Here is a 12,602-nt window from a genome sequence, read left to right on the forward strand (position 1 = left end):
CGGCAGGGGTCACGAGCGCCGACGGCGAAGCGCGTCGGCCAGCACCGCGAGCGCGATGACGACGCCGATGGCGACCTGCTGCCAGAAGGGGTTGACGTTGAGGAGGTTGAGACCGTTGCGGATGACGGCGAGCACGAGGGCGCCGATGAAGGTGCCGGAGATCTTGCCGACGCCACCGGCGAGGCTGGCACCACCGATGACGACGGCGGCGATCGCGTCGAGCTCGTACCCGGAGGCGGCCTGGGGCCCGGCGGACGACAGTCGGCCGGAGAGCACGAGGCCCGCGACAGCGGCGAAGAGCCCGGCCAGGATGTAGACGGACATGAGGGTGCCGCGCACGTTGAGCCCGGAGAGGCGCGCGGCCTCCTCATTGCCACCGACGGCGTACATCGAACGACCAAGCATGGTCCGGTTGAGGATGACGGCTGCCACGAGTCCCATGACCGCCATGACGATGATCGGCACGGGCAGCCATTCCGCGATGGTCGAGCCGAGGGTCGTGACGACGTCCGGGGTGCCGATCGGGGTTCCGTCGGCGATGACGAGGGTGAGGCCACGCGCGATGCTCAACATCGCTAGGGTGGCGACGAACGCCGGTATCTGTCCGTAGGCCACCATGACACCGTTCACCGCGCCCGCGAGGGCGCCGACGACCATGCCGAGGAGGACGGCGAGGAACGGGTTCACCTCGACCGAGGTCGCGGACCACGCCGTGACGATGGCGGAGAGCGCCGCGATCGAGCCAACGCTCAGGTCGATGCCCGCGGTGATGATGACGAACGTCATCCCGAAGGCGAGGATGGCGATGACGGACGCCTGGATCCCGACATTGAGCAGGTTGGTCCCGGTGAGGAAACGCGAGTTGGCGAACGAGAGCAGGACGACCAGGGCGACGAGCCCGAGCAGCGCGCCGTTGCCGCTCAGTGCGTTGCCGACGACCTGCTTCCAGGGCGTGCGCTGCGATGTTGCGTCAGTGGACACGGGAAGACTCGACCTCCTTGACAGCGAGCCGCATGATCGACTCTTGTGTGGCTTCTTGCGTGGTCTGCTCGCCGACGATCCGGCCCTCGCTCATGACGAGGACGCGGTCGGCGACGCCGAGGACCTCGGGCAGGTCGCTCGAGACCATGAGGACTGCGCCGCCGTCGGCGACGAGCTTGTTGATGAGCTCGTAGATCTCGACTCGCGCACCGACGTCGACGCCGCGGGTGGGCTCGTCGAGGAGCAGCACCTTGGAGCCGGCGAGAATCCACTTGCCGAAGACGACCTTCTGCTGGTTGCCACCCGACAGTGACTTCACCTGCTGCGTGAGGCCGCGCATGCGGACCCGGAGCTTCTTGGTGATGATCGCCGCGTCGGACCGGAGCCGGTGACGCGCAACGAAGCCCGAGCGGGTGTACCTCGGCAGGTTCGCGAGCGTGACGTTGGCGGCGACGTCGGCGTCGAGGACGAGCCCCTGTGTCTTGCGGCTCTCCGGCACGTGCCCGATCCCGTGCGCCACGGCGGCACGGACGTTGCCGCCCTTGAGCGGCCGGCCGGCGACCTCGATCGTTCCGCTGTCGTAGCGGTCCGCCCCGGCGATCGCGCGGATGACCTCCGTGCGACCGGCGCCGACCAAACCCGCGAGCCCGACGACCTCGCCCGCACGAACCTCGAAGGACACGTCGTCGAAGTCGCCGTCATGAGTAAGCCCCTCGACACGCAGAAGAACGTCACCCGGCTCCTGCGGAGGCCGCGGAGGGAACTGGGCATCGATCGGTCGGCCCACCATGAGGCGGACGAGCTCGGCGCTCGGGGTGCCGGCCGGCACCTCTGCCACCGAGACGCCGTCGCGCAGGATGGTGACGCGGTCGCCCATCTGGGTGACCTCGTTAAGGTGGTGAGAGATGAAGATCTGCGCCACACCGCTGTCTCGCAGACTGTTCATCACCTCGAACAACCGGTCGGTCTCCTGGTCGGTGAGGGCCGCGGTGGGTTCGTCGAGGATGAGGACCTTGGCGTCGAGGCTGAGTGCCTTGGCGATCTCGACGAGCTGCTGCCCCGCGAGGCCGAGGCGAGAGACCTTGACGTTCGGGTTCACCTTCAGTCCGACACGTTCCAGCAACGGCATGACGATCTTGCGTGCCGCTGCGTGATCGACGAGTCCCAGCCGGCGCGGTGCCCGGCCGAGAAGGACGTTCTCGGCGACGCTGAGCTCGGGAACGAGGTTGAACTCCTGGAAGATCGTCGCAATCCCCAGCTCGTGCGCACGATGCGCGCTGTCGATGACCACCCGCTCCCCCGCGACGGTGATCGTGCCGCCGTCGGGCTGGTGGGCGCCGGCGAGCATCTTGATGAGGGTGCTCTTCCCTGCGCCGTTCTCGCCGAGGAGGACGTGGATCTCACCGCGACGGACCGTGAAGCTGACGTCCTTGACGGCTGCGACACCTGAGAAGTGCTTCGAGACGGAATCGAGACGGACGAGCTCGGTGCCGACGTCATTCGTCCCCATGGTCGCTCCTTTCACTGGGCTGCGGTGCGTGTGCGTACAACGTGGACTCGCGGACGAGGAGCGCGACAGGCAGGGGCATGGTCGAGTCGGGAAGTGCCTCGCCGTTGAGCTTCTTGATGAGGTAGGAGCACGCAATCTCCCCCATCTCGGCGACGTTCTGGCTGACTGTCGTGAGGGCCGGCCCGGACGTCCGACCGGCCGGGATGTCGTCGAAACCGGCGATCGCGATCTCGCCCGGGACGTCGATCCGTCGCTCGTGGCAGACACGGAGTGCGCCCAGCGCCATCTCGTCGTTGGTGGCGAAGACGGCCGTCCAGCCCCGGGACGGGTCGTCCTCGAGGCAGCGGTGGAACGCATCCCGGCCGCCCTCGTAGGTGAAGCCGCCGTCGGCCTGCTGGAGTGGCGCACCTCCCCCTCGCGCCCATTCGTCAGCGAAGCCCCGCACGCGGCTCTCCGACGACTCCAACCCGGGCGCCGCGTGGAGCACGAGGGCACTGCGGTGGCCCAGCTCGAGGAGGTGACGAGCGACGAGGACACCGCCGTTGTAGTTGTCGGAGGTGATGAGTGGCGCTGCGCTCGCCGTCACGGTCTCGTCGACGGTGACGAGGGGCAGGTCACCGATCGCCGCCATGATCTCGTCGTCGGTGAAGGGTGAGCCGGCGGAGTAGACGACGCCGTCGACGGCGCGCGAGTGGACGAGCTCGAGGTGTGTGAGGGCCGACTGCCGGTCGAACCCGGTGTTGGCGAGGATGACGTTGTACCCGTGGCTCGCCGCCGTACGCTCGACGCCCTTGGTCAGCTCGGCGAAGAACGCGTTACCGATGTCGGGCACGAGGAGACCAATGAGCATGGTCCGCCCGAGAGCGAGGTTGCGCGCGGAGCGCATCGGGACGTAGCCGAGCTCGGCCATCGTCTTCTGCACCTTACGGCGCGTCTCATCCGAGACCGGCCGTCGCCCGCTCACGACGTGAGACACGGTGGTGGGGCTCACGCCCGCCACACGCGCGACATCTTTGATCGACACGGACATTCATCGCTCCATCGGGACAAGCGCAAATCGCTTTGCGCGCTCAGTAAGTTCACGCTAGCCCTCCGAGCGGTCCGCGTCAACAAACCGCTTTGCGCCAAGCGCGATCGTCAGTCCCGCCCACCCCACTCGCACGATCGCCGCCTGACAAGCGCGAGCGGTTCAGCCGCATGACGGCTTCGTCACTCAGCCCCCACGAAGACATCCGGCGCCCTTTCGTCGATGTCAGCTCGGGGTCGCGGACCGTCTCACCTTCGTCAAGAGAGATGCGGCGGCGGGACCAGACGGCAGGCCCCCCGTGTCGCCAGGAACGGCGATGACGGCGGCAGCGAGCTCGGACCCGAGCCAGGCGGCGCCACCGGCCGGGGCACCGGCGAGCCGAGCACCCAGGTATCCACCGAGGAACGCGTCGCCCGCCCCGACGGTGTCCACGACGTCGGTCGCGCGCGTCGGGCAGTGGTGTGGCACGCCGTCCTCTCCCAGGTACCAGCTGCCGCGCTCGCCGCCCTTGAGGACGGTCTCGCCCACGCCGGCACGCGCCGCAGCCGCCAGGACGTCGTCGGGGGTGGTGGCACCGAGCAGCGGGCCGGACTCGTCATCGCCCAGGACCAGCAGGTCGGTGCGGGGAAGGATCCGCCGCAACGTCGCCACGGCCGCCTCCACCTGCCCCAGGCCGGGGCGCAGGTTCGCGTCGACGACGACGGCGATCCCGTGTTCCTGCGCGCGCGCGGCGACTGCCTCGAGCAGGCTTCGGGGGCCGGGCCCGAGAGCAGCGGTGATGCCGGAGAGGACGACCGCCCGCGGCACCCGGTCCGACCACAGTCGAGCGGCGTCCGTCGGGATCATCGCTGCTGCCGCCGATCCCCGGCGGTAGTAGGCGACCTGCCGGCTGCCGTCGGGCGGTGTCTCGCGCAAGAAGAGCCCGGTGGGCCGCTCGGGGTCGATGTCGACCAGGTCCGCGGAGATGCCCAGTCGACTCAGCTCGGCGAGCACCCGGCGGCCGGCCACGTCGTCGCCGAGACGCGTGAGCAGCGCCGTCCTCCCCCCGAGCCGGGCCACCGCCGCGCACACGTTGTACTCGGCGCCTGCGACATCGACACTGACGCTCGTCGCCGTCGTCAGTGTCGTGGGCGGGTCGGCCTGGAGGAGCAGCATCGGTTCCCCGACGCCGACGACGTCGAGTGTCGTGCCCAGAGCGCTGGGCTGCGGCGGCCACACCATGTCAGGCACCGCCCCCGGCCGACCACGCCTCCGCGAAGGCCGCCGCGCGCCGTTCCAGCGTGTCCCAGGAGCCGGCACGCACGACGTCGGCAGCCACGAGCGCGCTGCCGACGCCCACGCCCACGCAGCCCAACGCGGCGTACTCCCGCGTGAGAGAGGGATCTACTCCCCCGGTCGGCACCAGCGGCACGTCCCCCAGGGGAGCCTGCAGCGCCGCGACGTACCGGGGTCCACCGGCGGCGTCGACAGGGAACACCTTGACCGCGGTGGCCCCGTGCTGCCACGCACAGTCGATCTCGGTCGGGCTCAGGGCGCCGCAGACCACCGGGATCCCGGCCTGCCGCGCCTCGGTGAGAACCGCGGCCACGAGCGTCGGGGTCACGATGAACTGCGCGCCGGCATCGACGGCGCGCCCCACGCCCTCGACCGTCCGGACGGTCCCGACCCCGACGAGCACGTCGCTGCACGCCCGCCAGCGCGCGACCGTGTCGAACGCGCCCGGGGTGTTCGCAGTGACCTCGATGGCGCGCACCCCGCCGGCGACGACGGAGTCGAGCACCGCGTCCGGCACCGGCTCCGGCAGCCGGACGATGGCGATGACTCCGGGCGCGAGCCCAGAGTCAGCGCTGAACACGGGCGCTGCCGCCGGCAGCGAGCTTGAGGATCTCGGCCTTGGTCACCATCGAGGTGTCACCCGGGGTCGTCATGGCCAGCGCTCCGTGCGCCGCTCCGTACTCTACTGCGGTGGCCACCGGCTCCCCGGTGAGCAGGCCGTAGATGAGGCCGGAGGCGAAGGAGTCCCCACCGCCCACGCGGTCGAGGATCTCCAGCCGCTCCCGGTGGGTGGCCTGGGCGAAGCCCTCGTCCTTGGACCAGGCGATCGCGCCCCAGTCGTTGATGGTCGCGGTGTGCACACTGCGCATCGTCGTGCCGATGACCTCAAAGTTCGGGTAGGCCGCCTGGACGTTCTCGATCATCGCGCGGAAGCTCGCCACGTCCAGGTCGGTGAGGTTCTCGTCCACACCCTCGACCTCGAAGCCGAGGGAGGCGGTGAAGTCCTCCTCGTTGCCGATCATCACGTCGATGTGGTGGGCGATCTCCCGGTTGACCTCCTGCGCGCGCGCCTGCCCGCCGATGTCCTTCCACAGCGAGGGCCGGTAGTTGAGGTCGTAGGACACGACCGTGCCGTGCCGCTTCGCGGCCTGTACCGCCGCCAGCACCACCTCCGCAGAGGTGTCGGACAGGGCGGCGAAAATCCCACCGGTGTGCAACCACCGCACCCCGAGCTCACCGAACACGTGGTCCCAGTCCACGTCCTGCGGTCGCAGCTGGGAGGCGGCGGTGTGCCCGCGGTCGGACACGCCCACCGCGCCGCGCACGCCGAAGCCGCGCTCGGTGAAGTTCAGCCCGTTGCGCACGTTGCGCCCGATGCCGTCAGAGGGCACCCAGTGGATGAGGGAGGGGTCCACGCCGCCGGTGAGGATGAAGTCCTCCACCAACCGCCCCACCTCGTTGTCCACCAGCGCGGTCAGCACCCCGGCACGCAGCCCAAAGGCCCGCCGCAGGCCGCGGGCGACGTTGTACTCCCCCCCGCCCTCCCACACACGGAAGCTGCGTGCGGTACGGATGCGCCCCTCGCCCGGGTCCAGACGCAGCATCACCTCACCCAACGACAGCACGTCATACCGGCACTCGGCGGCGTCACGGATCTGCAGACTCAACGGATTCTCCTTCGGATCGAACAACAGAACGCGACAGGGGCGCACCAGAGCGCCGTCGTCGGCCACCGGCGCAGCACGAACCGTGCCGCGCCGGCATCAGGGCAATGGCGTCAGCGGACCAGTGCCACCGCCTCGGCGACCATGGCCGCCACGTCGTCGAGACGTCCGGCAGCGATGGCATCGCGCGGCACCATCCAGCTGCCCCCAACAGCTGCGACCGAGGGGAGGGCGAGGTACTCGGCCAGGTTGCCCGGCCCGATCCCTCCGGTCGGTACAAAACGCACGCCCCCGAAGGGCGCCGCGAGGGCCTTGATCGCCGCGACCCCACCGGACGTCTCCGCCGGGAAGAACTTCACCGTCGACAGGCCCGCCTCCAGCGCCGCCTGGACCTCGGTGGCCGTCACGGCACCGGGCAGTGCCAGCACCTCCCGCTCGGCACAGCGGTCCACCACCGCACGGGAAAAGCCTGGGGACACGACGTACCGGGCACCCGCGTCGGCGGCCTGGTCGACCTGCGCGGGCGTCAGCACCGTGCCGGCACCGACGAGCACCCGACCGTCGGCGGCCATCTCCGCGATCGCCGCAGCGGCAGCAGCGGTTCGGAACGTCACCTCTGCCACCGGCAACCCTCCTTCGACAAGTGCGCCGGCCAGCGGGCGAGCGTGAGCGGCGTCGTCGAGCACGACCACCGGAACCAGCCGCGCGGCTTCGAGCGCCTCGAGGACCTCCGCAGCACCCGCTCCCGTCATCAGACCGGCTCCGGCCGCGCCTCGGCGACGTTGACCAGGATGCCGAGCTGCGAGTGCGGGTCGGCCAGCTCGCCCTTGAGAACGTCGTCCTCGGTGAAGCGCGCCATGAAGACCTTGCGCTCGGTCATCCGCTGCCAGTCGTAGACGACGTAGATCGTCCCGTCCTGACCTTCGGTGGCGTCGGGGTAGGAGACGTCGTCACGCGCGTCGAGAAGCAGCGTGTGCGGCCAGGTGGCGCCGTCGTCGTCGCTGATGAGTGCGGTGAGGTTGGTACGACCCTTCCAGACCTTGACGTTGCCCTGTCCCTCCACCTCGTCGCGCGAGAGCTTCTCGCCGAAGTCGTGGTGGTTGATCATGAGCAGACGTCCCGACCTCAGCCGCCGGATGTGGAAGCGCGAGCACGGGCCCTCGAGATGGCTCTTGCGGCCCGACGACCAGGTCCGTCCCCCGTCGGTGGAGAACGCCTCACCGATGCCGTCATAGCAGCGGACGAGCATCCACAGGGTGCCGTCCTCCTTCTCTACGATCATGTGCTCGTCGAACTGGCGGTTCGGAACGTCGGCGCTGCCGCGGTAGCTGACGGTCTCGCCCTCGTCGGTGCTGACGTAGACGTTGGAGTACCGCTCGCCGTCCACCTCGGGGTGCTCCTCCGTCGGGGGGTGGTCGGACCAGATGGCCGTCGGGAAGAGCCACTCCCCCATGCTCGTGACCGTGGGCTTGTTCATCATGATGCCGTTGGCGATGCGCCGCGGCTCGGACCACGTCGGCGTCTCGTCGTCAGGGTTCTCGCTGATGACGGCCCACACGCCCACGCGCCCGTCAAAGAAGTCCTTGCTCTGGTTCCACGTCAGCCACAGCCGCCCGAGCGGGTCGGTCCACAGGCACGGGTCGTAACAGCGGACCTCGGGGTCGTCGTGCTCGACGACGACCTGCACGCTCTCCCAGGTGTCACCGTCGTCGTCGCTCGTGCTGACGACCACGAAGTTGCCACCGGTCTCGGTCTCCATCCCCGTGTACCAGTTCGCGTAGAGGCGACCGCCCGGAGTGCGCTCGAGGGAGGGGATGCCCTGCCACTTGCGGTGGGCGTCCTGGTACTTCGCGCCGTCAGGACGGACGAGGATCTGGGCAGGGGTCATCGTGCCACGGTTGGCCATGGGTCCTTCTTTCTTCTGGGACGTCGGGTCTAGGCGCGTGCGGGAAAGCACTCGGGGTGGTCATGGGCCCAGGCGACGTACTCGGCGACTTGCGTGCGCAGGTCCCGGGGCCGCCAGCCGAGGTCATCCGCTGCACGCTGGACGGAGTAGCAGCCGTTCTTGCCGTCGCGGAGGTCCGGGTCCATGTCGACGGCGGCCCCGCCCGCCGGCGCCTCCACGACGTCGGCGCCAAAGAGGTCGATGAGCTCGGGGACGTCGACGAACGAGCCACTGGCGAGGTTGTACGTGCCCGACCGGACCGCTGTGTCACCGCACAGGGCGACGAGGGCGTCGGCGACGTCGACGGCGCTCACCCAGTCACCGACCGCCCGAGACGTGCGCTCGGTCAATGCTGTCGGGTGACCGTTGACGAGGGCGGACGCGAGGTGGAACGGGAGCGACATGGAGGCGCGTGAGGCGCTCGGCCGTTCCATCGGGCCGAAGACCTTGGTGAAGCGCACGATCGGGACGTCGAGGTCGTAGAGCTGACCGAAGCGGCGGGCGACGAGCTCGCTGGCCACCTTGCTCACGCCGTACATCTCGTCGGGCAGGAGCGGGGCGTCCTCCGGCAAGGGCCCGGGATCACCGGTACCCGGGCCGTAGACGGCTGCGCTGGAGACGTGGACGACCTTGCGGACCGACGGCGTGGACCGGGCGGCGTCGAGGACGCGCGTGGTGCCCATGACGTTGACGTCGATGAACCGGGCCGGGTCCGCCACCTCCCACTCCGGGACGTGGGTGACCGTCGCCCCGTGCACGACGACGTCGGGAGCTGCGGCGCTGATCGCCTCGCTGACCGCGTGGCCGTCACGCACGTCGAGCATGCGGAACTCGACGCGCCCAGCACCTTCGCCGAGCGAGCGGATGAGGAGGTCGTCAGGCTCGGTGATGTCGGCGGCGACGATCCGGCAGTCAGGGTCCGACTCGAGCAGGCGGCGCATGAGGACGCTCATGACGAAGCCGCGAGCGCCGGTGATGAAGACGGTCATGGGAGCTCCTAAACTCTCGCTGCTGCCAGGTTGCGGGTGGCCGACATCGCGGCCACCGCCTCGTCCACGGTGAGGACGCCGTGGTAGCCGAGACGGGTGGCGAGCACCGCTGCCTGCGGCGGGCGGATGTTCGTCTCCTCGAGGACGTCCGGGCGGCTGAACACCTCGTGCGGGGTACCGTCGGCCAGGACGTGGCCGGTCCGCATGGCGATGACGCGGCTGGCGTACTCGGCCACCAGCGCCATGTCGTGGGAGATGATCACCACCGTGCGGCCGGTGCGGTTGTACCGGGCGAGGAACTCGAGGATGACCCGTCCCTCGTCCGGGTCCTGACCCGTGGTCGGCTCGTCGATGACGGCAACGTCCGGGTCCATGACGAGGGTCGAGGCGATGGCCAACCGCTGCCTCTCCCCTCGGCTGAGGTGGACGGGATTGATCTCTTCGCGCCCTGCCAGGCCGACCAGCCGCAGCGTCTCCTCCACCCGGGGGCCGAGGGTCTGCGGGTCCGCGCCGAGGTTCACGAGCCCGAACTCCAGCTCCTCGCGGCAGGTGTCGTGGAAGATCTGCCGGTCGGGGTTCTGGAAGACGTAACCGACGGTCGATGAGAGCTTGTGCAGCGGGACGCCGCGGGTGCCGATGAGCTCCCCGCCGCTCTTGCGAAGCAGCACCCGCCCGCCCTTGTTCGTGGGCTTGAGCATCCCGTTGAAGTGCTTGGCCAGGGTCGTCTTGCCCGAGCCGTTCTTGCCGATGACGGCGACGAACTCGCCGCGGTGGATGGTGAGGTCGACACCGGCGAGCGCCTGGACCCGCCCGCCGTAGACGTGCTGGATGCCGTGGACCTCGATGACGCTGTCGGTGCTCATCGCGCCGCCTCCTGGTTCTGCGGGACGTTGTCGGTCGGGTCGCCTGTCCAGATCTCCACGGCGGCGTCGATACTCAGCGGCAGCCGCTCCGCGGGCCAGGAGCCCTTCTCGCGCAGGGCCAGCGCGATGTCCATGACCTGCGGCCGGTAGGGCGCCTGCCCTTCGGTGAAGATCTCCTGCGGGGTGCCGATGCCGATGACCTTCCCGGCGTCGAGCACCATGAGCCGGTCGGCGTAGATCGCCAGCTCCTCGACCTTGTGCTCGACGACGAGCACCGTGACCCCCTCACTGGCGAGGACCTGGATGGCACGCATCACGCTCTCGGTGCCGGCCGGGTCCAGTTCGGAGGTCGGTTCGTCGAGGAGCATCACGGAGGGGTTGAGGCAGAAGATCGAGGCCACGACCACCCGCTGCTTCTCACCGCCGGACAAGGCGTGGGTGAAGCGGTCCAGCAGCTCGGTGATGCCGAAGAGCTCCGCCGCGCGGTCCATGCGTCGCTGGATCTCGTCGACCGGGACGCCGCGGTTCTCCATTCCCCAGGCCAGCTCCTCACGCACCACGGTGTTGACGAGCTGGACCTCCGGGTCCTGCATGACGAGGCCGACCCGCGCGGCGATGTCGGTCAGGCTCGCGTACTCGCTGACGTCCTTGCCCAGCACCTCGACGCGGCCGCGGTACTCCGCGTCGTGCTCGTGGCGGGGGATGACGCCGGCGAGCGTCTTGAGGAGCGTGGACTTACCGGCTCCGGTGGCACCGAGGATGCCGATGACCTCGCCCTCGGCGACGTCGAAGGACACCTCGTCAAGCGCGCGGCGCTCGGCGCCGTGGTAGCGAAGGGACAAGCCCTCCACGGAGACAACAGGATTGGTGGTCATCGTTCCTCCTAGGCCTGCACGAGCAGGTCGGCGAACTGCAGCTGCAGCATGACGAGGCCGGCGGCCAGGACGCCGATACCGACCACGAGCCCCGCGTCGGCGGCCCGGAAGTGCAGGGTCCGGTAGTAGGTGCGCGGGCCGGGCAGTCCGTACCCCCGTAGCTCCATGGACAGGGAGATCTCGCCGCTGCGCTTCATCGAGCCCACGAGCATCGGGAAGAGCATCCGCACGATCGCCTTGCCGCGCCGGAAGGGGTTCTTCGAGCTGCTCTCCGACGAGCCGCGCACGGCCATCGCCGTCAGCAGGGTCCGCGCCTCGTCCTGCATGAGGGGCAGGAAGCGGAAAGCGAAGCTCGTCAGGTAGGAGAACTTGTACGGCACCCCTAGCCGGTTGAGTGCCAAGGCGATGTCCGACGGACTGGTGGTCACGGAGAAGCCGTAGAAGCAGATCCCCATGGCCATGAGACGCAACCCGATGCCGAGTCCGAGCAGGATGCCCTGCTCGGAGAACTCCACCGAGCCGAGCGTGAACATCGGCTCGCCGGACTGCACCAACGACTGCAGCAGGGTGAGCAGCAGGATCAGCGGCACGATGAGGACGAGCGCCTTCCAGTACGCCCGTGGCGTCAGCCCGGCGAACACTGCCAACCCCACGATGACGACGATCGTGAGTGCGACGAGGACGTCCAACCGTGTCGTCGTCAGGGCGAGCACCATGATGACGAGGATGGCCAGGATCTTGGCGCGTGGGTCCGCGCGGTGGAAGAACGTCTTTCCGGGTCTGTACAGCATGTCCCGTCCTCCTGTCGTGTGCCGGTCTCAGATGACGACGGCGGTCTGCTCGGTGCGCCCCTTGGAGACGAGTCCCGTCTTGAGCAGGCGACGCATGATGCCGTAGGTGATGAAGCTGCCCGCCAGGTAGGCCGGCTGGACGATGAGGACCTGGATTGCGATGAAGTCCCAGGGCAGGTGGAGGATCACCCGGTTCCCGACCCCGAACATGAGGGCGTCGAAGAGGCCGCCGACCTGACCGATGAGCACGACTTCCCAGAGCTTGAGGCCGCGGTGCTTGGGCTTCATGAGCCACACGAGGATCGCGACCGGGACAGTGTGGGAGGCGTTGGTGAGGAAGAGGAAGGGCGCCATCGGCTGAGACGCCGTCAGGTTGGAGATGATCGGGTTGATCCACGCGGTGATGAGCGCACCGGTCAGGCCGAAGAACGCGGCGGAGGGCACCCAGATCGCGCACACGACGATGGCGGACACGATCGGGATGCTGCCGCCGGTCAGCGCCAGGTCGAGGCGCTCGGTGATCTGCAGGATCACGGCCATGGAGAGGCCGAGGAACACGCAGGTGATGATCGTCCGGGTGTCCCTCGGAAGCAGGGAGAAGTCCCAGTTCGGCAGGACCGTCCACTTGCTCTGCTTGGTGTTGGTGGGCTGTGACATGTCTGAATACCTCGTTGTACTTAGG

At 69.1% G+C, this 12,602-nt stretch carries 13 protein-coding genes; all 13 read right to left on the bottom strand.

Annotated elements, in window-relative coordinates; all coding sequences use genetic code 11:
• Nucleotides 1-9 precede the first annotated feature (9 nt).
• Nucleotides 10-981, bottom strand: coding sequence for an ABC transporter permease (locus M3148_RS02015; RefSeq protein ID WP_251302966.1), 972 nt, complete (start codon nt 979-981; stop codon nt 10-12).
• Nucleotides 971-2,491 carry a sugar ABC transporter ATP-binding protein gene (locus M3148_RS02020; protein WP_251302967.1) on the bottom strand — a complete coding sequence of 507 codons (1,521 nt, stop codon included), beginning with the start codon at nt 2,489-2,491 and terminating at the stop codon, nt 971-973. Before M3148_RS02020 ends, M3148_RS02015 begins: the two co-directional genes overlap by 11 nt.
• Nucleotides 2,478-3,521 carry a LacI family DNA-binding transcriptional regulator gene (locus M3148_RS02025; RefSeq protein ID WP_251302968.1) on the bottom strand — a complete coding sequence of 348 codons (1,044 nt, stop codon included), beginning with the start codon at nt 3,519-3,521 and terminating at the stop codon, nt 2,478-2,480. The genes M3148_RS02020 and M3148_RS02025 overlap by 14 nt, the downstream gene beginning before the upstream one ends.
• A gap of 222 nt (nt 3,522-3,743) precedes the next feature.
• Nucleotides 3,744-4,739, bottom strand: a complete 996-nt coding sequence (locus M3148_RS02030; RefSeq protein WP_251302969.1) for a sugar kinase — start codon at nt 4,737-4,739, stop codon at nt 3,744-3,746.
• Nucleotide 4,740: 1 nt separating this feature from the next.
• Nucleotides 4,741-5,373: a bifunctional 4-hydroxy-2-oxoglutarate aldolase/2-dehydro-3-deoxy-phosphogluconate aldolase gene (locus M3148_RS02035; protein ID WP_251302970.1), complete on the bottom strand. Its 633-nt coding sequence runs from the start codon at nt 5,371-5,373 to the stop codon at nt 4,741-4,743.
• On the bottom strand, nt 5,360-6,460 hold the full coding sequence (locus M3148_RS02040; RefSeq protein WP_251302971.1) for a sugar kinase: 1,101 nt from the start codon (nt 6,458-6,460) through the stop codon (nt 5,360-5,362). Before M3148_RS02040 ends, M3148_RS02035 begins: the two co-directional genes overlap by 14 nt.
• Before the next feature lie 110 nt (nt 6,461-6,570).
• Entirely contained in the window at nt 6,571-7,209 is a 639-nt protein-coding gene (gene eda, locus M3148_RS02045; protein ID WP_251302972.1) for a bifunctional 4-hydroxy-2-oxoglutarate aldolase/2-dehydro-3-deoxy-phosphogluconate aldolase, read from the bottom strand.
• Nucleotides 7,209-8,363, bottom strand: a complete 1,155-nt coding sequence (locus tag M3148_RS02050; protein ID WP_251302973.1) for a sialidase family protein — start codon at nt 8,361-8,363, stop codon at nt 7,209-7,211. The genes eda and M3148_RS02050 overlap by 1 nt, the downstream gene beginning before the upstream one ends.
• Nucleotides 8,364-8,392: 29 nt before the next feature.
• Nucleotides 8,393-9,391, bottom strand: coding sequence for an NAD-dependent epimerase/dehydratase family protein (locus tag M3148_RS02055; protein ID WP_251302974.1), 999 nt, complete (start codon nt 9,389-9,391; stop codon nt 8,393-8,395).
• A gap of 8 nt (nt 9,392-9,399) precedes the next feature.
• Nucleotides 9,400-10,254, bottom strand: a complete 855-nt coding sequence (locus tag M3148_RS02060; protein WP_251302975.1) for an energy-coupling factor ABC transporter ATP-binding protein — start codon at nt 10,252-10,254, stop codon at nt 9,400-9,402.
• A complete protein-coding gene (locus M3148_RS02065) occupies nt 10,251-11,129 on the bottom strand; it encodes an energy-coupling factor ABC transporter ATP-binding protein (RefSeq protein ID WP_251302976.1) in 879 nt (292 codons plus the stop codon). Before M3148_RS02065 ends, M3148_RS02060 begins: the two co-directional genes overlap by 4 nt.
• Nucleotides 11,130-11,137: 8 nt before the next feature.
• Nucleotides 11,138-11,920: an energy-coupling factor transporter transmembrane component T family protein gene (locus tag M3148_RS02070; protein ID WP_251302977.1), complete on the bottom strand. Its 783-nt coding sequence runs from the start codon at nt 11,918-11,920 to the stop codon at nt 11,138-11,140.
• A gap of 27 nt (nt 11,921-11,947) precedes the next feature.
• The gene (locus M3148_RS02075) at nt 11,948-12,577 is read right to left on the bottom strand and encodes a hypothetical protein (protein ID WP_251302978.1); all 630 of its coding nucleotides are present in this window, start codon (nt 12,575-12,577) and stop codon (nt 11,948-11,950) included.
• Between the last annotated feature and the right edge of the window lie 25 nt (nt 12,578-12,602).

This window comes from Georgenia satyanarayanai (assembly GCF_023715365.1).
Classification (GTDB): domain Bacteria; phylum Actinomycetota; class Actinomycetes; order Actinomycetales; family Actinomycetaceae; genus Oceanitalea; species Oceanitalea satyanarayanai_B.

What these genes read in the sequence shown, in the direction of transcription:
- M3148_RS02020 (WP_251302967.1), bottom strand. Translation starts at nt 2,491, where the DNA reads ATGGGGACGAATGACGTCGGCACCGAGCTCGTCCGTCTCGATTCCGTC.
- M3148_RS02075 (WP_251302978.1), bottom strand. Translation starts at nt 12,577, where the DNA reads ATGTCACAGCCCACCAACACCAAGCAGAGCAAGTGGACGGTCCTGCCG.
- M3148_RS02065 (WP_251302976.1), bottom strand. Translation starts at nt 11,129, where the DNA reads ATGACCACCAATCCTGTTGTCTCCGTGGAGGGCTTGTCCCTTCGCTAC.
- M3148_RS02025 (WP_251302968.1), bottom strand. Translation starts at nt 3,521, where the DNA reads ATGTCCGTGTCGATCAAAGATGTCGCGCGTGTGGCGGGCGTGAGCCCC.
- eda (WP_251302972.1), bottom strand. Translation starts at nt 7,209, where the DNA reads ATGACGGGAGCGGGTGCTGCGGAGGTCCTCGAGGCGCTCGAAGCCGCG.
- M3148_RS02055 (WP_251302974.1), bottom strand. Translation starts at nt 9,391, where the DNA reads ATGACCGTCTTCATCACCGGCGCTCGCGGCTTCGTCATGAGCGTCCTC.
- M3148_RS02030 (WP_251302969.1), bottom strand. Translation starts at nt 4,739, where the DNA reads ATGGTGTGGCCGCCGCAGCCCAGCGCTCTGGGCACGACACTCGACGTC.
- M3148_RS02060 (WP_251302975.1), bottom strand. Translation starts at nt 10,254, where the DNA reads ATGAGCACCGACAGCGTCATCGAGGTCCACGGCATCCAGCACGTCTAC.
- M3148_RS02070 (WP_251302977.1), bottom strand. Translation starts at nt 11,920, where the DNA reads ATGCTGTACAGACCCGGAAAGACGTTCTTCCACCGCGCGGACCCACGC.
- M3148_RS02050 (WP_251302973.1), bottom strand. Translation starts at nt 8,363, where the DNA reads ATGGCCAACCGTGGCACGATGACCCCTGCCCAGATCCTCGTCCGTCCT.